Genomic DNA, 22,925 nt, shown 5'->3' with positions numbered 1-22,925 from the left:
CAATTGATATCGGGCCATCAGGGCCATCTGGAATCCTACGCGTTTACAACGAAAGAAGGCAGGCCCACCTCCAGGGTGGACCCGCCCCCAAAATCCTTAGCGCTGAAAATCAGCGTCCCGATCATCCTCGCCGTCGTGCATGTCGAAGGCAAAACCGCCGCCGCCCGCGGCCTTCACCGCGCGCGCAGGCCTTGCCTGCGGCTTCCGGGCGGGATGCTCGACCGCTGCCATGGTCGCAGCCTTGGCGCGGAGCTGGGTGACGGCCCGATCGATCGGCGCCAGCGCCTGGCTCTTGCTGCCATGCTCGATGCGGAAATAGGCGATTGTCGACTGCAGCTGCTCGGCCTGCGAAGCCAGCTCTTCCGAGGTGGACGACACCTGCTCGGAGGCGCTGGCATTCTGCTGGCCGACCTTGTCGAGCTGCTGGATCGCCTGGTTGATTTGCGCCGAGCCGACGTCCTGCTCACGGCACGCGGCGGTGATTTCCTCGACCAGCTCCGCCGTCTTCTTGATGTCAGGAACGAGCTTGGACAGCATGGAACCTGCTTCCTGCGCGACCTTGACGGTGTCGGCCGACAGCGTGCCGATCTCGGCGGCGGCCGCCTGGCTGCGCTCGGCGAGCTTTCGGACTTCGGACGCGACCACCGCAAAGCCCTTGCCGTGCTCGCCGGCGCGCGCGGCTTCGACCGCGGCGTTCAGCGCGAGCAGGTCGGTCTGGCGCGCGATCTCCTGCACAATGGTGATCTTTTCGGCGATGGTCTGCATCGCATTGACCGCGCGGCCGACCGCAGCACCGCTGGCTTCGGCGTCCTTGGCCGACTGCGCTGCAATCTTCTCGGTCTGGTTGGCGTTGTCGGCGTTCTGCTTCACGTTCGATGCCATCTCCTCCATCGAGGAAGATGCTTCCTCGGCCGACGAGGCCTGCTCGGTTGCGCCTTGTGACAGCTGCTCGGCGCTGGCCGAAAGCTCCTGGCTTCCGGCGGAGACATTCTGCGCCGCGGTGAGAGCTTCCGACACGATCTGGCGGAGCTTTTGGACCATACGTTCGAGCGCGAGGCCGAGGGTGTCTTTGTCCGACAGAGGTTTCGCCTCGACGGTGAGATTGCCCTGCGCGATCTCGTTGGCGACGGCCGCGGTCGCGTTCAGGTTCTTGGTCATCGCGTTCAGCGAAGCGATGAGATCGCCGATTTCGTCGTTGCTGGAGACGTCGATCTTCTTGCTGAGATCGCCGATGGCAACCGCGTCAGCCAGTCCGACTGCGCTGGCAAGGGCACGGCTGATGCCGATCGCGATCCAGGTCGCGGCTATCGCGCCGATCACGAGCGAGGCGAGGATCAGGCTGATCAGCATGATCTCGGCACGACTGCCTTCGACCCTGGCCTGCTCGCTCTCCGCCGCCATCATCTTCTTGACGTAGTCGATATACTCCTTCGCGGCATTGAGCGCGGGCGTCATGGCCTTGAGCCCTTCGGTCATCGAATTCTCGGCCGCCTTGACCTTATCCTGCTTGGCCAGTTTCAACGTCTGGTCCTGCACCGCATTGGCGCTGACATAGGCGGCTCCGAACTTGTCGAGCAGCTTCTTGCCCTCTTCGCTCGCACCGACATAGGCTTCGTTCTTGATCGCCGCCACGCGCTCGCGCGCCTCGGCGATGAGACTGACGAACTTGTCCTGATCCGCTTCGGTCGGCGCGAGGATCGCATTCTTCTCGGCGCGCACCTGAAGCAGCGCATTTTCCTGCAACTCCGCCACCTTGGCGAGGCGCGCTGCCCGTGCCGACAGGTGTTCGGTGGTCCCAACGGTGTCGTTGAGCTTCAGATAGGCGACGCCGCCGGCAATCATCGACAACAGAATGACGACGCCGAATGCGCTCGCAAGCTTCGCTTTGACGGTAAATCTCATGATTAGCCCCGGTCTTCGAATTGTTGAATTGAATTGCTTACGCCCGATCCCGCGCTACAAATTACGAATTCAGGCCGCACAGGATGCATCCAACTGCGTGGCTCTTCCTTCCGGAATCTCGTCTGCGGCCATCAACCTGGCCAGATCGAAGATCACGACGAATTTCTCGCCCTTGCGGCCGATGCCGGCGGCGTAATCCGACTGCCATTTGCCCCCCACCTCGGGGATCGGCTCGATCGCCTGCTCGTCGATATCGGTGACCTCGAACACGCAGTCGGCCACGAAGCCGACGCCGACGAGGCGGTCTTTCATCGGCACGTCGAGGATGATGATGCGGGTCGCCTCGGTGGCCGCCACGGCCGGCAGCCCGAGCTTGGTCCGGAGATCGACGATCGGATAACCAGCGCCGCGCACGTCGATCATGCCGAGCAGGAAGTTCGGCGCATGCGGCAGACGCGAGATCGGCCGCATGTCCAGGATTTCCCGCACGTTGCGGATGCTGATGCCGAACGTCTCGCCGGCGAGCCCGAGCGTCAGATATTGCGAGGTTGCGGCCATGCTTAAGTCCGGGTCAGATGGTTGTTGTTGTCAGCGCTGGAACTCGGCGTCGCGATCGTCTTCGCCGTCGTTCATGTCGAAAGCGAAACCGCCACCACCGGCGACCTTCATCGCGCGCGCCGGCTTGCGAGCGGGCACAGGCTTCTTGGCACCGCGTTCGGCCGCCCGCATCTGCCCTGCCTTGCTGCGGAGCTGGGTGACGGCACGGTCGATCGGCGCGGCCGCGGCGCTCTCGCCACGTCCGGCCTGCTCGATGCGGAAGAACGAGATGGTCGATTGCAGCTGCTCGGCCTGCGAGGCCAGCTCTTCCGAGGTGGATGAGACCTGCTCGGAAGCGCTGGCGTTCTGCTGGCCGACCTTGTCGAGCTGCTGGATCGCCTGGTTGATCTGGGAGGAGCCGACGTCCTGCTCGCGGCAGGCGGCGGTGATTTCCTGCACCAGCTCGGCGGTCTTCTTGATGTCGGGCACGAGCTTCGACAGCATGGAGCCGGCTTCCTGCGCGACCTTCACGGTCTCACTTGACAACGTGCCGATATCGGCCGCGGCGGCCTGGCTACGCTCGGCAAGCTTGCGCACTTCGGAGGCGACCACCGCAAAGCCCTTGCCATGCTCGCCGGCGCGCGCGGCCTCGACCGCGGCGTTGAGGGCGAGCAGATCGGTCTGGCGCGCAATCTCCTGCACGATGGTGATCTTCTCGGCGATGGTCTGCATCGCTTCGACGGCTCGGCCGACGGCAACGCCGCTGGCCTCGGCGTCCTTGGCCGACTGCGCAGCGATCTTCTCGGTCTGGTTGGCGTTGTCGGCGTTCTGCTTCACATTCGAAGCCATCTCCTCCATCGAGGAGGACGCCTCCTCGGCAGACGAGGCCTGCTCGGTCGCGCCCTGCGAGAGCTGCTCGGCGCTTGCGGAAAGCTCCTGGCTGCCGGCGGAGACGTTCTGGGCGGCGGTGAGCGCCTCCTGGACGATCTGCCGGAGCTTTCCGACCATGGCGTTCAGCGATCTGACAAGATCGCCGATCTCGTCGTTGCTCGCCGACGGAATCGTCTGGTTGAGATCCCCCTGAGCCACGGCGCCGGCAAGGCCGACCGCGCGGCCAAGCGACCGGCTGATCGAGATCGAAATCCACAAGGCGGCACCGATCGCTACCAACAGCGAGACGCCCAGAAGAGTCATCAGCATCAACTGCGCCCGATATCCCTCCTCCTTCGAATCGACGGCCTGTTCGGCCATCTGCTTCTTGGTGTTCTCGACATAGGCGCCCATCGACTCGAGCGCTTCGTTCACGATCTTGCGGCCCTCATTGGTGGAGCGCTCGGCGGCCTGGGCCTTGTCGGTCTTAGCGATCCGGATCGTCTCTTCCTGATAGGCATTCATCTTGGCGTAAGTCACGGCAAAGGCGTCGAGCAGCTTCTTGCCGGCCTCGCTCGCCAGCGCGTAGACTTCGTCCTTGGTCTTCAAGGCGACCTCGCGACGCTTTGCCGCGTCGGCAGCGGCCATCTCGACCTCTTTCTCGTCGCCGATAATGGCGTTCTTTTCCGCGCGAAGCTGAATGAGAATATTCTTCTCGACTTCGGTCGCCTTCTCCATTCGCTTGGCGCGCAGGACCATACTGTCGGCGGTCGCCATCATGTCGCCGAGCTTCATGTAGGCCACGCTGCCGGCAACCATTGACAGGACGATAACCAGGCCGAACGCGCTGGCAAGCTTTGCCTTGACCGTAAATCTCATATCAGCCCCTTAAACCCGGTCTCGCCCCGAGACCCTTTCAATTCAGAATGCGTTCCATGTTCGGAACGATGACGAACTCTTCACGCCATTTCGCAATGAAGCGAATGAACTCAGGCTTCCAGTGCATGCCGACGCGCGGCGTCTGCTGCACGTCGGTCTGCGAGATCTCCGTGACTTCGTAGACCTTGTCGGCGGTGACGCCGACGAGAACAGGCTCACCGTCGAGATCGAGCTCGATGACGACGATGCGCGTATCAGCGGAATCGTCGAGCTGGGGCATGCCAAAACGGATGCGCAAATCCGCAAGCGGAATGACGTTGCCGCGCACGTTGATCACGCTGGGAACGAAAGCCCGCGCGCCGGCCACCTTGGTCACGGGCACGGGGTCGATGATCTCGCGCACAAGGCCGGCGTCGAGCGCGAATTTCTCCTCGCCGAGGCCGATCATGACGACCTGCATCGCGCCTGACTGGTGTTCGGCTGCCTGTCCGTCGGTCATCACGCCGCCTCGCTGATATGCTGCTTCTCGACCTTCGACTGCGCCAGCGTGACGAGCTGCGCGACATCGAGGATCAGCGCCGCCGTGCCGTCACCCAGGATGGTCGCACCGGAGAAGATGGTGACGTCAGAATGCAGCTTGGAGAGCGACTTGATGACGGTCTGGTGGTTGCCGATGATCTGGTCGGCGACGAGGCCGACATGAGTCTCACCGGTCGAGATGATGATCGTCTTCTGGTGTCGATCGGGCGTACCAGTCGACGACATGATCTCGCGCAGGCGCAGGAAGGGCACCAGATTGCCGCGCACATTGAGGAAGTTGCGACCGCGCGAGCGCTCGTCCTCGGTTGTCAGCTCGATGCATTCCTCCACCGCCGACAGCGGAATGATGTAGCGACCTTCGCCGACACGGATCAAAAGGCCTTCGATGATCGCGAGCGTCAGCGGCAGGCGGAGCGTCACCGTGGTGCCCTGGCCCGGCCGCGTCGACAGGTCGATCGAGCCGCGCATGTTCTCGATGGTGCGCTTGACGACGTCCATGCCGACGCCGCGACCTGACAGCGCCGAGATGGTCTGCGCGGTCGAGAAGCCCGGATGGAACAGGAACTGGTGGATCTCGTGATCGGAGAGCACGGCGCCGGCGGCGATCAGGCCCTGCTCTTCGGCCTTGGCGCGGATGCGCGCGGTGTTGAGGCCGCCGCCGTTGTCCTTCACCGTGACAAGGACCTGTGCACCGGAATGCACGGCCGCGAGCTCGATGCGGCCCTGCTCGGTCTTGCCGTTGGCAGCGCGCGTCGCAGTGTCCTCGATACCGTGGTCGATGGCGTTGCGGATCAGGTGCACCAGCGGATCGGCCAGGCACTCGATCATGGTCTTGTCGAGCTCGGTGTCCTCGCCCGTCGTGACGAACTCGACCGGCTTCGACAGATCGCGCGAAAGATCGTGGATGAGGCGGCGGAAGCGGCCGAACAGCGAGCCGATCGGCACCATGCGCGCGCCCATCGTGGTATCGCGCAGCGACGAGGCAAGACGCTCGATCTCCTCGGCGATCATCTTGATCGAGAGATCGGAACCGGAGGCCGCGAGCTGGGTCAGCCGCGCCTGGGCGATGACGAGCTCGCCGACGCGATCCATCAGTTCGTCGAGGCGCTCGGCCTGGACGCGGACCGTGGCGATGCCGCGATCGTCGCGCTTGGCTTCAGCCTTCGGTTCCGGCTTGGATTCGAGTTTCGCTTCAGGCTTTGCCACCGGTTTCGGCCCCGCCTTTGCGGCAGGCTCAACGGCGACCTGCGCGGCGACAGCCTCAACCACCGGTGCAGGCATCTCGACGGCCGGAGCGGGCTCGTCGTCGAGCAGCTGGAACAGCGGCGCTGGCGCGGGCGCTTCGACGTGCTCCAGCGGCAAGAGCGTCAGCTTCATCTCGTCAGAGACGAACATGAAGACGTCGTCGATCGCAGCCTTGTCGCAAGCCGCGTGCAGCTTGACGTCCCATTTGAGATAGCAGTCTTCCGGCTCCATCTCGTCGAGGAAAGGAATGCCGTCGGTCACGGGAACCACAAAGCAGGGACCGAGCTTGCAGAGATCTTCCAAGAGATCGAGCGGATTCGATCCGTTACGCAGGATGTGGGATTCGAATTCCAGATAGAGATGCCAGCCGGCCTGCTTGCTCTCGACGGGCGCGAGCGGCGGCGCTTCAACGATCTCGGCGACCGCAGCGGCAGGCTGATCCGACGACACGAAGCGCTTGAGATCGTCGAGGATGGCTTCGCCGATGATGTCGTCGGTCGACTGCGGATCCTCGATCAGCGCGCGGATATAATCCTTCGCGGCGAGCGCGACCGAGATCAGCTCCTGGGTCGGCTTAATCTCGCCCTTGCGGACGCGATCGAATGCGGTCTCGAATTCGTGGGTGAAGGAAGCGACCTTGTCGAAGCCGAACATCGCACCCGACCCCTTGATCGTGTGCAGGGCGCGGAAGGCGGAATCGACCAGCTCGCGGTCGTCGGGACGCTGGCCAAGGTCGAGCAGGGCCCCTTCCAGGACCTCGAACAGCTCGCTGGCTTCCTGGCGGAAGACCTCGGTCGGGTCCACCGCGCTCATGCGCGCACCAGTTTTGCGACGACGGCGAGCAGCTGCTCAGGCTTGAACGGCTTGGTGATCCATCCCGTCGCGCCGGCGCTCTTGGCCTCCTGCTTCACCGTGTCATTGGATTCGGTGGTCAGGAACACGATGGGCATGCCCACCGCGCTCGGCAGCTTGCGTAGCGCCTTGATCAGCTCCAGCCCGTTCATGACGGGCATGTTGAGGTCGGTGATGACGAGGTCGAGCTTGCCGGCCTGTGCCTTGGCGAGGCCTTGCGCGCCGTCACCGGCCTCGATCACGTTGTGACCCGCCGGCTCGAGCACGACCTTGATCATCTGCCGGATGCTGGGAGAGTCGTCGACCGTGAGAATCGTGGCCATTAGACGCCATCTTTCTTTTGCGGGAAGTGCTGATCGATCATCGCTTCACTGGCGAAGCCGGCGCGGCGAAGGGTGTTGCGCAGAGATTGGGAAAAGGAAGTCAGGACCACCGGGCGGCCTTGAGCATCGCCGGTCTTGGCGGCCGACAGCAGAAGCTGGATCGAGGTCACGTCAGCCTTGTCGACGCTGGAGCAGTCGATCTCGAGCCGGTCCTGCCGACCGAACGCTTCGCGGATCAAGTCATAAACGCTGCGGATGGCAGCAATGCTGCAATCGGCGGGCAGCCGCAGGGACCACTTCGACTCGGTCGCATCAGACGACATTCGTCCCCCAATTTCCTCAGGATTCACTGCACGCATGGCGCGAATCCCGCATGGTGAATATCTGCGTCGGAGAGTATGCAAACCCCTAACAGAGTGACCCGTACAACTACGGGTCACAATCCGGAGAATCTCGCGTATGCATGCAAGCGTGCATCACCGCACAAATTTCATGCGTTGCGCGCAGGGGCGAGGCAGCTCGTATGTTTGCTTCACGTTAAATCGCGGGGGCTATTCGTTGAGGCCGTGCTTCGCCATGCGAACGAGTCCGGCCGCCGATGCTGACCCAAGCGCTTCTGGTTGATGACAGCCGCTCTGTCCTCAATTTTCTGAAACGTCATATCGAAGCGGAAGGCCTCGTCGAGGCCACAACCTTCCTCGATCCCGTCGAAGCGCTGGCTTGCGCGCGCGAACGCGCATTCGATCTCGTGCTGGTCGACTACGAGATGCCGCACATGGACGGCATCAGCTTCATCCGCGCGCTTCGCACGCTGCCGGGCTGCGCCGACATCCCGATCGCGATGATTACGTCGCGGCAGACCGACGACGTCAAGATGGAAGCGCTGCAGGCGGGTGCAACCGATTTCCTGCCGAAGGCACCGCAAAGCGTCGAGATGACCGTGCGTCTGCGGAATTTGATTCAGCTTGGTGCAGCCGTACGCAAGCTCAACGATCGCGCTGCACATCTGGCGAGCGAAGTCGCGGCCGCAACGCGCAAGCTCGGCGAGCGCGAGGAAGAGATCATCCTGCGGCTCGCGCTCGCAGTCGAGTATCGCGACAACGATACCGGCGAGCACGCGCTGCGGGTCGCCCGCTACAGCCGCATCATCGCCGAGCAGCTGGGCCTCCCGGCCCGGCTCTGCCGGGACATCTATCTCGCGGCTCCCCTGCACGACGTCGGCAAGGTCGCGATTCCCGACAACATCCTGCTCAAGCCCGGCAGGCTGACCGACGAGGAGATGGCGGTCATCCGCACCCATGCCACGATCGGCGAGAAGATCCTGGCCGACTCCAGCTGCGAGTTGATCCAGCTCGGCGCACAAATTGCCGCAGGCCATCACGAGCGCTGGGACGGCGCCGGCTATCCAAACGGCCTGAAGGAAGATGAGATCCCGGTCCCGGCGCGCGTGGTTGCGGTCGCCGACGTTTTTGACGCCCTGACCACGCGGCGCCCCTATAAAGAGCCAATGCCGCTGGACGTCGCGCGCGACTATCTGGTCCAGAACTCGGGGCGGCAGTTCGACCCGGCCTGTGTCGAGGCTTTCCTGTCGCGCTGGGATGGAGTGGTTGGGATTGCCACCGGGCAGACGACGCTGCCGTTGCAGAAATCCGAGACCGCCCTCTCACCCTTTGTATTAGGAGTGACCGGGAGCCATCCGGCGCAGGACCGCGCGGCCGACGCCGCTACGGCGGTCTGATATCCCGTCCACAGGTCACGGTTTGCGGCGGCGCCGTTTTCTGTCATCACAGGCTTGAACCCGTTCCTGCTAGGCTGCACCAACCAAGTGTGATTCTGATCACACTTGGCTCGGGGCCATCCCCTGCTAGGGTCGCGCCGGGACGTGGGTCAGCACACACCGTTCGAACTGGAAGAGACAGTCATGAGAACCCTGATCGGCGCGCTCTTCGGCGCATTTTGCCTCGCCGCCCCTGCTGTCGCCGAGACGCCGGCCGCGATCGTCGAGGACGTCCAGGGCAAGGTCGACGGCATCGAATTCATGGACTACGTGGCGCCGGGCAAGATCATCAAGCTCGGCCCCAAGGCCGGCGTCACGCTCAGCTATCTGAAATCCTGCCTGCGCGAGACCATCACCGAAGGCGTAGTGCTGGTCGGCGCCGAGCAGAGCACGGTGCAACTCGGCAATGTCCAACGCGTCAAGGTGCCGTGCGATGCCAACGCCGTGCAGCTCTCCGAGCGCGAGGCGAACCAGAGCGCGGCGACCACGTTTCGCACCATGCGAGCGGACGCCAATCGCGCGCCGGCGAAGCTGCCGACCATCTACGGCACCGCGCCGATGATCCAGGCCAAGAGCGGCAGCACGCTGGTGATCGAACGCACCGACGGCAAGGAGCCCGAGATCAGCCTGCCGCTCAAGGGCAACATCATGGTCGCCGGAAAATTCTTCGACCTCTCGAAGGCCGGAAAGTCGCTGACGCCGGGCGGCAGCTATCTCGCGAAACTCGGCAACAAGCGCTACACTTTCCAGGTCGATGCCAGCGCCACCGCGTCACCGACGCCGATCATCGGGCGTCTGCTGAGGCTCGAATAGACCGATAGCGACAGCAACGATGCGGCGGATCGGCAGGCGGGACATCGTTGCAGCGATCGTGATCGCGCTCGTCACGGGCGCGGCGTTCACCTCGCCACCGCTCCAGGCGCTGAAGGGGCTCTCACTCGACATTCTCACGGCGTTGCGCTGGACGCTGGTCGGCGACAGCCGCGATCCCGCGGCATCGCCGGTCGTCGTCGTGGCCATTGACGGGGAGACCTACGACACCCCGCCTTTCAAGGGATCCCCGACGCAGACCTGGACGCGTGAGGTCGGCCGGGTGCTCGGCAGCATCACCGAGGGCGGCGCCAAAGTCATCGGCTACGATGTGATCTTCAAGAATTCGATCGAGCAATCGGACATTCCCTTTGGCGACGCTCCGGTCGGTGCGCGCCTGAAAGGATTTGACCGCGACTATCTGATCGCGCTGCGCAAGCTGTCCGACAGCGGCAAGCTGGTGCTCGGGGAGGTCCTCAGCAACGACCATCCCGAGTCGCCCTTCCCGGCCCAGCGGCTTGCGGTGAAGAACAATGTTCGCGCCCTCAATGTCTACACCGACCCCGATGACGTGATCCGTCGGATGCCGCTGAGCTTTTCCATCGCCGGCCAGCAAGTGCCTGCCATGGCCGTCGAACTCGCCTCGCGCGCGCTGGGTGCAAAGCCGGAGACCGGGGCAAGTGGCGCGACGAATTTGTCGGGCTACGCGATTCCGAGCGCAATTCCCAATACGATGACGCTCAACTTTCGCGGCATGGGCCGCGACATTCCGGCCTATTCCTTCGCCGATTTGCGCGCCTGCGTCGAGAAGGGAGACATGGACTTCTTCCGCCGCGCCTTCGACGGCAAGGTCGTGCTGCTGGGCAGCATCCTCACCTTCGATGACCGCAAGCTCACCTCGATGCGCCTGGCCCGCGATTATGACGGAACACGGGGATCGCGATGTGCCTTGCCAGCGCCTGCGAATGCCGAGCAAATGGCCCGCAGCGGGATCGCCGGCGTCTTCGTCCATGCCACGGTCGTGCGAAACCTGATCGAGCATGATGCCGTCACCGAGCTCGGCTTCGCGCAGCGCTCGCTCCTGGCGATCATCTTCGCAGCGATCCTGGCTTGCGCCGCCTGCATGCTGGCGCCGGGCCGCGCCCTGATCGCCTGGCTGGCGCTGTCCGCCGCCTACACGGCCGTCGCCGTCGGCGCCTTCGTCCACGCATTTGCGCTCCCCCTGACCGAGCCGGTGCTCGCAGGCCTGACCGCCATCGCGATGATGATCGGCTACCGCTTCGTGATCGCCGACCGTGAGGAGCGCTTCCTGCGCAAGAGCTTTGCCTTCTACCTTGCGCCCGAGGTGATCGACAGCATGGTTACGTCCGGCAAGATGCCTGCGCTCGGCGGCGAAATGCGTGACGTCACCATGTTTTTCTCGGACCTGGCAGGCTTCTCTTCGATTGCCGAGAAGATGACGCCGGGCGAGCTGGTCGCATTGATGAACGACTATCTGTCGGCGATGACCGACATCATCGAAAGCCATGGCGGCTATGTCGACAAATATATCGGCGATTCCATCGTCGCGATATTTGGCGCGCCGGCCGACGATCCCGACCATGCCCGGCACGCTGTCGCGGCCGCGCTGCGATGTCGCGATCGCCTCCAGGAGCTCAACGCCAGCCATCCCGCGTTCCGGGGACGCGGCCTTGCTCACCGCATGGGGCTGAACAGCGGCGAAGCCGTAGTCGGCAACATCGGCTCTCGCCGGCGCTTCAACTACACCGTCATGAGCGACACGGTGAACCTGGCTTCGCGGCTCGAAGGCGCCAACAAATATTATGGCACCGTGATCATGGCGTCCGAGGCTACCGTGAACCAGAGCCGCAGCGCCTATACCTGGCGTGAGCTGGACCTGGTCCGGGTGCAGGGACGCGACGAGCCGATCAGGGTGTACGAGCCGCTCGCCGAGAAGAGCAAGGAGACGCAGGAGCAAGGCGTACGCACGGCGACTTATGCGAAGGCGCTTGCGTGCTGGCGTGCGCGTGATTTCGCCAAAGCGGCCAAGCTGTTCGAAAGCGCCGCTGGCGATGATCCGCCATGCCGGTATTTTGCCAAGCGCGCGGCGACCCTAGCGGCCCATCCGCCGCCGGCCGACTGGACCCCGGTGAATACGCTTGAAGGGAAGTAGGGCCGCGAACCAGGCGCCACCCTTCTCCCGCAAGGTGGGAATAAGGGGCAGAAAAAATATGTTAATTTTTTGCCTCTCTGCGTTGCATCTAGCTGGGATCGAGGGCCGAATGGGCCGGATAGCATTTAGAGGAGCACGAGGATTTCATGAGTGAAAAGAAGCCGTTTGCAGCGGAGCAGGCGATTCGGGGCTGCTGGGGGGATGGAGATCCCCCGAGGACGAGGCTGAGTACGGGTATTATAGCGATATCGTCCAGATCGAACGCCTGAACGGCGGAGTCAATCCCGATGAATCGCCGGATGCTGAAACCGCGTAATTCGCAACCTATCTTACTAGCCATATCGTAAACCCCGTATCGCTACAGGTGTCGCTACGAACGGGCGCTGTCCTCCCCAGGAGTCGGTCACCTCGGGGGTAGGACTTACTGGCCTCGTCCAAGTGGGCGGAAATTTGCCCCCGAGATGAGCGCCAGAATACGGCGGTTCCTGCACAGACTACATAGGTACGAATCGGTCCTATTTGAGGCGAGCGCTTTTGCATCCGGTCTTGCGAAGTGTCAGATATTATATTATGTTTCTGACAGGAGGATGGCATGAAGAGCCTCAGTATTCAGATTTTGGAAGAAACCAACGGGCTATCCGAAGGCGTTCCGATCTCAGCCAAGGCGCTTTTGCACCTTGGAAATCGAGCCGCTGTCGATCAGGCCCTGTCACGTCTTGCCAGACGAGGAAAGCTGTTGCGTGCCAGGCGAGGTACCTATCTGCGTCCGGTCGAAAGCCGTTTTGGGGAGAGAGCTCCAGCGGTGAAAAAAGTCGTGGAGGAAGCTCAGGCTCGAAGTGGCGAAATCATCGTCTCCAGTGGTGCGGCGGCTGCAAACCAGCTCGGTTTGACAACGCAGGTGCCAGTTCGTCAGGTGTATCTGACCTCTGGTCCCTCACGCGAGTTTCGCCTGGGAAAGCAGGTTGTCGAGTTCCGACATGCGCCGCGGTGGCAGCTCACCTTGGCCTATCGGCCTGCAGGGACCGTCGTTCGGGCGCTTGCTTGGGTCGGTCCAAACGCGGCGAAGCAAGCCTTGCGTTCTGTAAGCCAAAAGCTGACTTCAGAGGAAATTCGCGAACTTAAGTCAGCGGCGGGATCGCTTCCGACCTGGCTTGCCAAGCCGGTGAGTGAGTTGGTCCTCCATGCCTGATCAATTCTTAAAGCTCAGCGACGCCGAGCGCCAAGATGCGCTTGGCGTCGCATCATCAAACTCGGGACGCCCCGCGCATCTGCTCGAAAAGGATGTCTGGGTCGTCTGGTGCTTGAATGCACTCTTTACTTCCCCATTAGGCGAGCATCTCGTATTTAAGGGAGGAACCTCGCTCTCAAAGGTCTATGGCGCGATTCGACGCTTCTCCGAAGACGTCGATCTTACCTATGACATTCGCGCGCTGGCCCCCGACCTCGTGAATCCAACTGACAGCAACCCGGTGCCGCAAAATCGCAGCCAAGGCAAACGCTGGACAGAACGCGTCTACGAGCGCCTCCCGGTCTGGGTCAACGAGCATGCCTTGCCAACAATCGAGCAGCGTTTGGCCGAGGATCGACTAAGTGCAATCCTAAAAGTCGAGGGCGAGAAGCTCTTTGTCGCCTATGATCCCGTCGAGCAAGGCAGCGGATACGTCGGCCCCAAGGTAATGCTAGAATTCGGTGCCAGGTCCACTGGTGAGCCAAGTGACGTTCACAACGTGGTCTGCGATGCGGCTGAATACCTGCCAGGACTGGAATTTCCGACTGCGCGGCCGAAAACTATGAAGGCAGAACGTACTTTCTGGGAAAAGGCGACCGCAATCCATGTCTTCTGCGCGCAAGGCAAGCTAAGGGGCGAACGATTCGCACGCCATTGGTACGATCTAATGAGATTGGACCAGGCCAAGATTGCAGACGCTGCCCTTGCTGATCGTGACCTCGCCAAAGCGGTGGCCGAACACAAAACATGGTTCTTCGCAGCGAAGGACAGTCGCGGCGAGGTCATTGACTATCAAAAGGCCGTCAACGGCTCGTTGAGACTGGTTCCTGAAGGAGCGGCACGGCTCGTCCTCGAACAAGACTATCAGCATATGATCAAGGACGGGTTATTGCTGGACGATCCGGAAGAATTCGATGTGCTGCTGGAACGGTGCGCGGCACTTGAGAGGCGCGCCAATGGCGTCCCTTAGTCCTTGCGGATTGAGGGCCGGTTCTGCACCCTCATAGCCGAAGTGACCGCTCCGCGTATAGCTCCAGCTGCCGCGCAATCCGCTTCGCACCCCCCGCACACCCTCAGGCGCAACATCTCCGCCACCTCGTGCGGCGTCTTCATCACCTGCCCGTGGATCACTCCACGGCCAACCTTCAGTGCTGCGTTTCTGCTTCATTCGGTCTCTCCTGACCTATCCGTGAGGGGGCAGTTCCTCGTGACGCTGAAAGGGCAGTTTTCCATGGCGCGCGATATCAACGCCGGACGACCGAGATCCCAATTGTAGGCAATCCGATTTTGAGCGGAATGTTCACCCGACCAGTGTCCGAGGTCCAGGAGGTCATCAGATCACGCGCCCTCTGCGTGACCAAGATTCAAAGGAGCACTGACTTTAATGCGGCTTGGGGAGCGAGCGGATTGGAAGCACAAGATCAGGTGTTATTGCCACGACGACGCGGACAGCCGAGGCTGGTCGATCCATCGATGGAGCCGGCTCGCCACGTCGAGCGTCACCATCGACGGCAGCAAGTTCAAAGCGGTGAACAACCGAGACAAGAACTTCACACGGGTGAACGATGGAGCGGCGGCGCACCCAGTTGGAGGAGAGCGTCGCACGCGATCTGAGCCAACTTGATAAAGCCGACCGCAGGAGCCGACGGAGGCACTGGCGGGTAAGGTGGGACACCTTGCCGTGGCTTCTCCCAAAGGAAAAAGCTAGAACGGCAGCCCCACATAGTTCTCCGCGAGCAATCGCTGTGCCGTCTCGGACGAGAACAGGTACTCCAGCTCGGTCTGCTGGAGCCGGTCTTCATACTCGGAGCGATCGGGGAAACGATGCAGCATCATCGTCATCCACCACGAGAAGCGCTGCGCCCTCCAGATCCGCGCCAGCGCCTTGGCGGAATAGCCTTTCAACCCGGAATCGTCACCGCCCTGATAATGCGCGAGCATCGCGTGGTAGAGATAATAGATGTCGGACGCCGCGCTGTTCAGCCCGCGCGCGCCGGTCGGTGGCACGATGTGCGCGGCGTCGCCGGCGAGGAACAGGCGGCCATAGCTCATCGGCTCGGCGACGAAGCTGCGGAGCGGCGCGATGCTCTTCTCGATCGAGGGACCGGTGATCAATCGTGCGGCGACATGGTCCGGCAGGCGACGCTTCAGCTCCGCCCAGAAAGCGTCGTCCGACCAATCCTCGACCTTGTCGGTCAGCGGCACCTGGACGTAATAGCGGCTCAGCACCTGAGAGCGCAGCGAGCACAGCGCGAAACCGCGTTCGTGCTTCACATAGATCAGCTCCGGCGACACCGGCTTGGTGCGTGACAGCACCCCCAGCCAGCCGAACGGGTAGACCTTCTCATATTCGCGCAGCACATCCTTCGGGATCGATTTGCGGCTGACGCCGTGAAATCCGTCGGCGCCGACGATGTAGTCGCAATCGACGCGCACGGTCTCGCCGTTCGACCGATAGGTCACGTATGGCTGGTCCGAAGTCAGATCGTGCGGCGTCACGTCCTCGGCATTGTGCACGACCTTGCCACCGAGCCGGTCGCGCGCCTCGTAGAGATCGCGCGTCAGCTCGGTCTGGCCATAGACCAGCACCGAATTGCCGCCGGAGTGCTTGTGCAGATCGATATGGGAGAGCACGCCATCATGAGCGATCTCGAATCCGTTGTGGATCTCGCCCTCGCGGTCCATCCGCTCGCCGCATTGCGCCTCGCGCATCAGCCTGGCGAAACCGTGCTCGAGCACGCCGGCGCGGATGCGGGCCAGCACGTGGTCGCGGCTGTATTTCTCCAGCACGACGGTGTCGATGCCCTTCAGGTGCAGGAGTTGGGACAGCAACAACCCGGACGGCCCACCGCCGATAATGCAGACCTGAACTTTCATTTTTACGTCCTCCCGTCGGCACTTTTTTGCAGATTTCGCAGGCCGGACCGATGGAGGGTTTCGCCATTGTCTTGTACAATTCGAACATGAAGACCGCAGCCCCCGCCCCGGCGATCCGGGTCTACAACCTGTTTGGCGAAGCCGGCGACTTGCCGGATGTCGTCCATTGCGAGACGATTGCGTCCCGCTCGGTGCTGCACGACTGGACCCTCGCCGTGCACCGGCATGCCCGGTTGCACCAGGTGCTGCTGATCGAGCGTGGCGGCGGCGAAGCGACGCTCGACGGACGCGTGGTGCCCTTGAAGCCGATGCAGATCGTCAACGTGCCGGTCGGCCATGTCCACGGCTTCCGCTTCATTCCGGGAACACAGGGCTGGGTGCTGACCATCGCAGCGGAGATCATGGACGAGGCGCTGCTCGCCGCCGAAGGTCTGCGCGGCGTGCTGTCCCGATCGGCCGTTGTGCGCGGCACGCCGCAGATCCGCGCCACCATGAAGCAGATCTTTGCCGAGCATGCTGCGCGCGATTTCGGCCGCGCCCATGTGCTGCGCGCGCTGTCGGCGGCCATGATCGGGCTCGTCGCACGCGCGCTCACGGGCGAAAGCGGCGGCAGCGGCAATGCCGAGACAAATCTGTTTCGCCGCTTCGAGGCCTTGCTCGAACAACATCATCTGGAGCGCTGGACCGTTGCGGACTATGCGAAGTCGCTGGCGATCACGCCGACCCATCTCAACCGCGTCACGCGCGCGGCGACCGGGGACACCGCTTCGCACCTGATCCTGAACCGGTTGATCCGCGAGGCGCGGCGCAACCTCGTCTATACCAACCTGCCGGTCTCGACGATCGCCTACGCCCTCGGCTTCGAAGACCCCGCCTATTTCAGCCGGGTCTATGCAGCGGCCACCGGACTGTCCCCGCGCGCCTTTCGCGCACAGCTCCATGGCGATGAGGGTTGATCCGCGCGCTATCGGTGCGCCTGTTCTGCCGGCGCATCCTCTGGGTGCCTCTTCTCGTAATGCAGGAAGAGATCGAGCAGCGCCAGAAGCACGATGACGATACCGAAGCCGATGCTCAGATGCATCGCGCGCGTGTGCGGGAATCCGAGCAGCCAGGGCGATGCGATGAGCCAGACGCCCATCAGCACGTTGATCCATTCCTCCCAGTCCCGGTAAGCAATGATGGCAGCCAGCGAGAGCACGACAATGATCGCGCTGGTGACCCAGAGATCAATCTTACCCTGGCTGTTGGTCAGCTTGAACAGCCATGGTGAGATGAACAGAACGGCCGCGAGAAAAAGATTGTAGACGTCGGGGACAGTTTCGCGCTCTTGCAGCTTGCTCATGGCAAAGCCTCCGCGAGGGACCTGTCGAAGCAAAGATCGGGAGGCGGTTTGGTTCCTGACCGGCAGCAGCCCGTGGCCTAGACTTTTGTCGCACTCAGGAGCCGAAGCGGCGGCTTCGTGGACAGCGACAGAAGCGGCCCCATCGTCGGATGGGGCCGCTCCACTGCATTGATGAGATCGATCAGACGTCGAAGAAGACGGTCTCGTCCGGCCCCTGCAGATTGATCGTGAAGGAATACACGACCTTGCCGGCGCGTTCGCCGCGCGTGGCGATCAGCGTCTTGCGACGCACCTGCGGCTCGACCAGGTTGAGCACGGGATCGGCGGCGTTGGCGGCATCCTCGTCGGAGAAATAGAGTCGCGTGTTGAGCCCGATATTGATGCCGCGCGCGACGATCCAGACGTTGACATGCGGCGCGCACTTGCGCCCGGCCTTGTCGGTGATGGCGCCCGGCTTGATGGTCTCGAACGTCACGAGGCCGCTCTCGAAATCGGAGCCGCCGCGGCCCCAGCCGCGGAAGTCTTCGTCCAGAGCGCCGGCCGAGCGATCAGCCGGATGGTTGTAGCGGCCGGCCGCGTTGGCCTGCCAGATCTCGAGCAGCACGTCGCGCAGCGGCGAGCCGCTGCCGTCGAGCACCTTGCCTTCCAGCGTGATGCGCTCGCCTTGTGTGTTCGGCGTCACCAATACGTTGGAGAAGTTATTCTCGAAGATGTCGAAACCGGCCATGGCCGGGATCAGGCCAATATGGACGTAGGGCCCGGCGGTCTGCGAGGCGGTTTCCTTGAGATAGTTGAGCGGCTGCGGCATTTGCTCAGTTCCCTTCGGGACGATTTTCGAAATAGGTGGAGCGCTGCCCGCGCAGCACGATGTCGAAGCGGTAGGCGAGCGAGTCAAATGGTGTCGAGGCATTGAGGTCGAGCGGTGCGACCAGACGGTCGAGCGCGTCCTTGTCCGGGATCGTCGTGAGGATCGGGCAGATCGGGATCAGCGGATCGCCCTCAAAGTACATCTGCGTGATCAGCCGCTGCGCAAAGCCGGAGCCGAACACCGAGAAGTGGATGTGGGCGGGACGCCAGCTGTTGACGAAGTTGCGCCAAGGATACGGCCCGGGCTTCACCGTGCGGAAATAATAGTAGCCGTTGTCGTCGGTCAGTGCGCGGCCGCAGCCGCCGAAGTTCGGATCGATCGGCGCCAGGTAGGTATCCTTTTTGTGCCGGTAGCGACCGCCGGCATTGGCCTGCCAAAACTCCACCAGCGTGTTCGGCACGCCGCGGCCGGTCTCGTCCAGCACGCGACCGTGGACGACGATGCGCTCGCCGACGGGATCGCCGTCCTTTGCGTAGTTGCGGATCAGATCGTTATCGAGCGGCCCGAGATCGTTGTGGCCGAACACCGGCCCCGTGATCTCCGAGACCGAATTCTCGATCGACAGCAGCGACTGGCGCGGCGAACGCAGGACCGAGGATTTGTAGCCGGGCGCATAGGCGGGCGGATGGATCGAACGGTCGCGCTGGAAGAAGCCGCCGTCGCGCGGCGTGAACGGCTCGGGGCGGTTGAGGCGGGGATCCTGCAAGGCTGGCGCCTGGACATTCATCGTCGTTGTCTCTCCCTTGGGCGCCCCGGGGCCCGGGTGCGCGGCTTATTGAACGATAGTGCCGCCCCCTATTCTCAAGATAAATAGATCGATTATAATGAATCCCATGAACAAAATCGATCATTTGGCCCTCGACGGCCACGCCCTCGAATTGTTCCTCGCGGTGCTGGAGGAGCGTTCGGTGACAGCAGCCGCGACGCGACTCGGCCTGACGCAATCCGCCGTCAGCCACGGGCTGAACAAGCTGCGGCGGATCGTCGGCGATCCGCTGTTCGCAAAATCCGGCCGCGGCATTGTCGCGACCGCCCATGCCCAGGCACTGGCCGCGAAGGCCCGCGCGCTGATCGACGAGATGCGCAGCTTTGCCGGCGGCGTTACCTTCGAACCCGCGAGCGCGCAGCTTTCCCTGACGATCGCCGCCAACGATTTCCAGCGCGACCTGCTGCTGCCGGGCTTTTTCGGACACGTCGCCGCGCAGGTGAAGAGCCTGAACCTGCGCGTGATTCCGTCGCAATCGCCCTCGCCCGCGATGCTGCGCGAAAATCGCTGCGACCTCATGATCACACCGCTGCCGCCATCCGGCGTCGACATCGTGCAGAAGCGGCTGCTGAGCGATCATTACGTCTGCTATTACGATGCCACGACGCGCGCGGCTCCGGCCAGCCGCGACGGCTATCTCGCCGCGCGTCACATCACTGTCGTTTACACTGACAATGAACGCCTCGACTTCGACCGCCGGCTCGCCGCGAACGGCTTCCACCGCGACATCGCCATCTCGGTGCCGAGCTTCTCCGGCGTGCCGTCGTTCCTGCGCGGCTCGCAAATGCTGGCGAGCATGCCGAGCCTGCTCGCCTCCGGCGTGATGGGTGGCTTCGCGCATACGCGGATTCCGCTGGCCTCGCGCACGCGCACGCTGGCCGAACTGCCGATGTTCATGGTCTGGCATCAGCGCTATCAGAAGGACCCGGCGCACCGCTGGATCAGGACACAACTGGAATTCATGGCGGCGACGGTTTCTGCCTGAACTGGTCGTTGCCCGCCGGCTGCCCAAGCGATGGCCCGCCCCTCGCCAAACCCACTGGTTGCGCGCGGGCGGCCACGCTAGAATTCGGTCATGACAGTGACCGACATTGCGAGCCGAACCTACAATCACAGCTGGCGGCTGGATCCCATCATCCGCAGCCTGCTGGATACCGATTTCTATAAACTATTGATGTTGCAGATGATTCGGGAGGATTACCCGGATCAGCAGGTGACATTCTCAGTCATCAACCGCTCGCGCCATGTGCGGCTTGCCGAGACCATCGACGAAGGCGAGCTGCGCGCCCAGCTCGATCATGCCCGCACCATACGCTTCTCCAAGAAGGAGCTGATCTGGCTTGCCGGTAACACCTTCTACGGCAAGACCCACATGTTCTCGGCAGACTTCATCCGCTGGCTCGCCGAATTCCGCCTTCCCGAATACGAGCTGCGCAAGGTCGAGGGCCAGTACGAGCTGCACTTCCACGGCCCGTGGACCCACACCTCGATGTGGGAGATTCCGGCGCTCGCCATCCTCAACGAGTTGCGTTCCCGCGCGGCATTCAAGGGCCGCGGCCGCTTCGAGCTCGACGTGCTCTATGCCCGCGCCAAGGCCAAGCTGTGGACCAAGGTGGAGCGGCTGCGCAAGCTGGAGAATTTGCGGCTGTCCGACTTCGGCACCCGCCGCCGCCACGGTTTTCTCTGGCAACGCTGGTGCGTGGAGGCGGTGAAGGAAGGGCTGGGCCCGTCCTTCATCGGAACGTCCAACGTACTGCTCGCCATGGACAACGATCTCGAAGCGATCGGCACCAATGCACACGAGCTGCCGATGGTCGCTGCCGCGCTCGCCAAGGACGACGAGGAATTGCGCTGGGCGCCCTATCGCATTCTCGATCAGTGGCGCCAGACCTATGGCGGCAATCTCTTGATCGCACTACCGGACGCTTTCGGCACCAAGGCCTTCCTGCGCGATGCGCCGGAATGGGTTGCCGACTGGACCGGCTTCCGCCCCGACAGTGCGCCGCCGATCCAGGCCGGCGAAGAGATCGTCGCATGGTGGCAGAAGAAGGGCCGCAACCCCAAGGACAAGCTGCTCGTCTTCTCCGACGCGATGGACGTCGGCTCGATCGAGGAGACCTATCACCATTTCACCGGCCGCGTGCGGCTCTCCTTCGGCTGGGGCACCAACCTCACCAACGACTTTGTCGGCTGTGCGCCGGACGGCTCGTTCAATCTCGATCCGATCTCGCTGGTCTGCAAGGTGTCGTCGGTCGACGGGCGTCCGGCCGTAAAGCTCTCCGACAATCCCGAGAAGGCGACCGGGATGCCCTCCGAGATCGATCGCTATTTGCGCGTGTTCGGCGATGCCGGACGTGTGCGCCAGCCGGTGCTGGTCTAGCAATCGGCTAAATCCTCTCGATCGCGTGAGTCGCAAAGGCCGGATTCGGCGGCATCGGCGCGCCGATGCCGCGAGGTTCCGGCTCGGTCGCATTTTCAACATCGGCTTCACAACGCCTTCACCCTGCGAGATGGTCTTGGGACTTTTTCGGGTCGAACCAAGCAGCGTTCTCGCGTAATCGGCGTTGTCAGCGGAGCGCTCCGCTGGGGTCGTTGAGCGATTTGGGGAACGCAGTGTTTCGCAGAACAGCAACGTCGGCGAAGGAACGCAGCTTCCTTCATGTCATCAAGCTCGTCTCGCCATTCGTCATGGTCGTTGTGCTCCAGGCGACGATTGCCGGGTTCAGTCTGGAAGTGATGTCGTCGGTTCGCGCTTACGTCGCCGGCGAGGCGATGTGGTCGCGTTCGCAGAAGAACGCCGTCTATTTCCTCAATCTTTATCTGCATTCGGGCGAAGCCAGCCAGTTGGCGCAATATCGGTCCTCGATCGCTGTCCCGATCGGCGACGAGTATGCAAGGTGGGCCCTCGAACGCGATCCGGTAGATGTCGAGACCGCACGTATCGGACTTCTGCAAGGCGGCAACCATCCCGACGATATTCCTGGCATGATCTGGCTGTTCCGCTATTTCAGCGGCATCAACTTCTTCCAGGAGGCGATCCGGGAGTGGGCTGCCACTGATCCGATGCTGCTCGAGCTTAGCATCTTCGGTGAAGTGATCCGGAGCGAGCTGAAGGACGGCCCCATCCGCAATGTCGATCGCCTGCAATTCCTGTCGTCGCGGCTTTCGGAACTGAACAGGCAGTTTACCGGACATGCCGAGCGGTTCTCGACCGCTCTCGGCGAAGGCTCTCGCACCATCAAGGTGACGCTGACCTTGGTCAACATCGTCACCGCCGCAGCACTGATCCTGCTTATGATCTGGCACACCCGGCGACTGGTGCTGCAGCGACAGGCATTCGAGGATGCCTTGCACGCGGAGAAGGAACGCCTGGCCTTTCAGGCGTCGCACGACTGGCTCACGGGCATCACCAACCGCCGCGCCTTCGAGGCCCGCATGCAAAGCGAGCTCGACAATAATGCGGCGGGTTGGCTCAGTCTGATCCTGCTCGACCTCGACCAGTTCAAGAACGTCAACGACAGCAGTGGCCATCTCGCCGGCGATCGGCTGCTGTGTCAGGTCGCGCAGCTGTTGCAGCAGGATCGGCGGCCGCGCGATCTGGTCGCCCGGCTCGGCGGCGATGAATTCGCTCTGATCCTCCCGCAATGCCCGCCCTACGACGCGGTCAATATCGCCGAGCGGCTGCGGCGGTCACTCGAGCTGTTCAGCTTCGCCTGGGAGGACCGCAGCTTTGCGGTGACCGGCAGCATCGGCGTCGCCTGCATCACCGACCGCGACACCACGCTCGAGGAGGCGATGCGTCGGGCCGATGCCGCCTGCTATCGCGCCAAGGAGAAGGGGCGCAACCGGGTTCAGGTTGACAACGGGAACGCGGACATCGTCGTCGTCGCAGCACGGCCACGTGAAGCCGCCCGCGCGTGACGGCGACCGTCGCAA

General features: G+C 62.9%; 20 protein-coding genes. 9 read left to right on the top strand and 11 right to left on the bottom strand.

Translation table 11 applies throughout. From position 1 onward, the window contains the following. Positions 1-96: 96 nt before the first annotated feature. From L6639_RS31625 to L6639_RS31595, 7 genes are all read right to left on the bottom strand, one after another. A complete protein-coding gene (locus L6639_RS31625) occupies positions 97-1,902 on the bottom strand; it encodes a methyl-accepting chemotaxis protein (protein WP_237865407.1) in 1,806 nt (601 codons plus the stop codon). Positions 1,903-1,971: 69 nt separating this feature from the next. After that, on the bottom strand, positions 1,972-2,460 hold the full coding sequence (locus L6639_RS31620) for a chemotaxis protein CheW (RefSeq protein WP_237865406.1): 489 nt from the start codon (positions 2,458-2,460) through the stop codon (positions 1,972-1,974). Between the two features lie 30 nt (positions 2,461-2,490). Next, on the bottom strand, positions 2,491-4,188 hold the full coding sequence (locus L6639_RS31615; RefSeq protein ID WP_237865404.1) for a methyl-accepting chemotaxis protein: 1,698 nt from the start codon (positions 4,186-4,188) through the stop codon (positions 2,491-2,493). Between the two features lie 37 nt (positions 4,189-4,225). Further along, complete coding sequence (locus tag L6639_RS31610) at positions 4,226-4,687, bottom strand: chemotaxis protein CheW (protein ID WP_237865402.1); 462 nt, start codon at positions 4,685-4,687, stop codon at positions 4,226-4,228. Beyond that, on the bottom strand, positions 4,687-6,786 hold the full coding sequence (locus L6639_RS31605) for a chemotaxis protein CheA (protein ID WP_237865400.1): 2,100 nt from the start codon (positions 6,784-6,786) through the stop codon (positions 4,687-4,689). Before L6639_RS31605 ends, L6639_RS31610 begins: the two co-directional genes overlap by 1 nt. Further along, positions 6,783-7,148, bottom strand: a complete 366-nt coding sequence (locus L6639_RS31600) for a response regulator (protein ID WP_128953545.1) — start codon at positions 7,146-7,148, stop codon at positions 6,783-6,785. The genes L6639_RS31605 and L6639_RS31600 overlap by 4 nt, the downstream gene beginning before the upstream one ends. Then, positions 7,148-7,471, bottom strand: a complete 324-nt coding sequence (locus L6639_RS31595; protein ID WP_237865513.1) for an STAS domain-containing protein — start codon at positions 7,469-7,471, stop codon at positions 7,148-7,150. Before L6639_RS31595 ends, L6639_RS31600 begins: the two co-directional genes overlap by 1 nt. Positions 7,472-7,746: 275 nt before the next feature. Between L6639_RS31595 and L6639_RS31590 the strand changes: the two genes are divergently transcribed. The 5 genes from L6639_RS31590 (at position 7,747) to L6639_RS31570 (ending at position 14,106) form a co-directional block, all read left to right on the top strand. Further along, the gene (locus L6639_RS31590; RefSeq protein WP_237865398.1) at positions 7,747-8,886 is read left to right on the top strand and encodes an HD domain-containing phosphohydrolase; all 1,140 of its coding nucleotides are present in this window, start codon (positions 7,747-7,749) and stop codon (positions 8,884-8,886) included. A gap of 183 nt (positions 8,887-9,069) precedes the next feature. Beyond that, positions 9,070-9,738 carry a hypothetical protein gene (locus L6639_RS31585; protein ID WP_237865397.1) on the top strand — a complete coding sequence of 223 codons (669 nt, stop codon included), beginning with the start codon at positions 9,070-9,072 and terminating at the stop codon, positions 9,736-9,738. Between the two features lie 19 nt (positions 9,739-9,757). Further along, the gene (locus tag L6639_RS31580; RefSeq protein WP_237865396.1) at positions 9,758-11,908 is read left to right on the top strand and encodes an adenylate/guanylate cyclase domain-containing protein; all 2,151 of its coding nucleotides are present in this window, start codon (positions 9,758-9,760) and stop codon (positions 11,906-11,908) included. A 592-nt stretch (positions 11,909-12,500) separates the two neighbouring features. Then, positions 12,501-13,097 (top strand): DUF6088 family protein, encoded by a 597-nt coding sequence (locus L6639_RS31575; protein WP_237865395.1) that lies wholly within the window; start codon positions 12,501-12,503, stop codon positions 13,095-13,097. Continuing rightward, the gene (locus L6639_RS31570) at positions 13,090-14,106 is read left to right on the top strand and encodes a nucleotidyl transferase AbiEii/AbiGii toxin family protein (protein ID WP_237865393.1); all 1,017 of its coding nucleotides are present in this window, start codon (positions 13,090-13,092) and stop codon (positions 14,104-14,106) included. Before L6639_RS31575 ends, L6639_RS31570 begins: the two co-directional genes overlap by 8 nt. A 734-nt stretch (positions 14,107-14,840) precedes the next feature. Here L6639_RS31570 and pobA read toward each other — a convergent pair. Continuing rightward, on the bottom strand, positions 14,841-16,013 hold the full coding sequence (gene pobA, locus L6639_RS31560; RefSeq protein WP_237865391.1) for a 4-hydroxybenzoate 3-monooxygenase: 1,173 nt from the start codon (positions 16,011-16,013) through the stop codon (positions 14,841-14,843). Between the two features lie 50 nt (positions 16,014-16,063). Here pobA and L6639_RS31555 point away from each other — a divergent pair, with 50 nt between their 5' ends. Then, the gene (locus tag L6639_RS31555) at positions 16,064-16,969 is read left to right on the top strand and encodes a helix-turn-helix domain-containing protein (protein ID WP_237865385.1); all 906 of its coding nucleotides are present in this window, start codon (positions 16,064-16,066) and stop codon (positions 16,967-16,969) included. An 8-nt stretch (positions 16,970-16,977) separates the two neighbouring features. Here the strand turns inward: L6639_RS31555 and L6639_RS31550 are convergent, their stop codons facing one another. From L6639_RS31550 to pcaH, 3 genes are all read right to left on the bottom strand, one after another. Beyond that, positions 16,978-17,355 (bottom strand): SPW repeat protein, encoded by a 378-nt coding sequence (locus L6639_RS31550; RefSeq protein ID WP_237865383.1) that lies wholly within the window; start codon positions 17,353-17,355, stop codon positions 16,978-16,980. Positions 17,356-17,536: 181 nt separating this feature from the next. Further along, the gene (pcaG, locus tag L6639_RS31545; protein ID WP_237865381.1) at positions 17,537-18,163 is read right to left on the bottom strand and encodes a protocatechuate 3,4-dioxygenase subunit alpha; all 627 of its coding nucleotides are present in this window, start codon (positions 18,161-18,163) and stop codon (positions 17,537-17,539) included. A 4-nt stretch (positions 18,164-18,167) separates the two neighbouring features. Next, positions 18,168-18,950, bottom strand: coding sequence for a protocatechuate 3,4-dioxygenase subunit beta (gene pcaH, locus L6639_RS31540; protein ID WP_237865379.1), 783 nt, complete (start codon positions 18,948-18,950; stop codon positions 18,168-18,170). Positions 18,951-19,047: 97 nt separating this feature from the next. Between pcaH and L6639_RS31535 the strand changes: the two genes are divergently transcribed. The 3 genes from L6639_RS31535 to L6639_RS31525 all read left to right on the top strand — a co-directional run bounded on the left by L6639_RS31535 (position 19,048) and on the right by L6639_RS31525 (position 22,910). Continuing rightward, positions 19,048-19,974, top strand: a complete 927-nt coding sequence (locus L6639_RS31535; RefSeq protein ID WP_237865377.1) for a LysR family transcriptional regulator — start codon at positions 19,048-19,050, stop codon at positions 19,972-19,974. A 90-nt stretch (positions 19,975-20,064) separates the two neighbouring features. Next, positions 20,065-21,369: a nicotinate phosphoribosyltransferase gene (pncB, locus tag L6639_RS31530; RefSeq protein WP_237865376.1), complete on the top strand. Its 1,305-nt coding sequence runs from the start codon at positions 20,065-20,067 to the stop codon at positions 21,367-21,369. Positions 21,370-21,602: 233 nt separating this feature from the next. After that, entirely contained in the window at positions 21,603-22,910 is a 1,308-nt protein-coding gene (locus tag L6639_RS31525; RefSeq protein ID WP_237865375.1) for a GGDEF domain-containing protein, read from the top strand. Positions 22,911-22,925: the final 15 nt, after the last annotated feature.

The organism is Bradyrhizobium zhengyangense (assembly GCF_022012555.1).
Lineage (GTDB): Bacteria > Pseudomonadota > Alphaproteobacteria > Rhizobiales > Xanthobacteraceae > Bradyrhizobium > Bradyrhizobium zhengyangense.
Note: the sequence above shows the minus strand (reverse complement) of the source record. Positions and strands in the feature narration are given on the sequence as shown.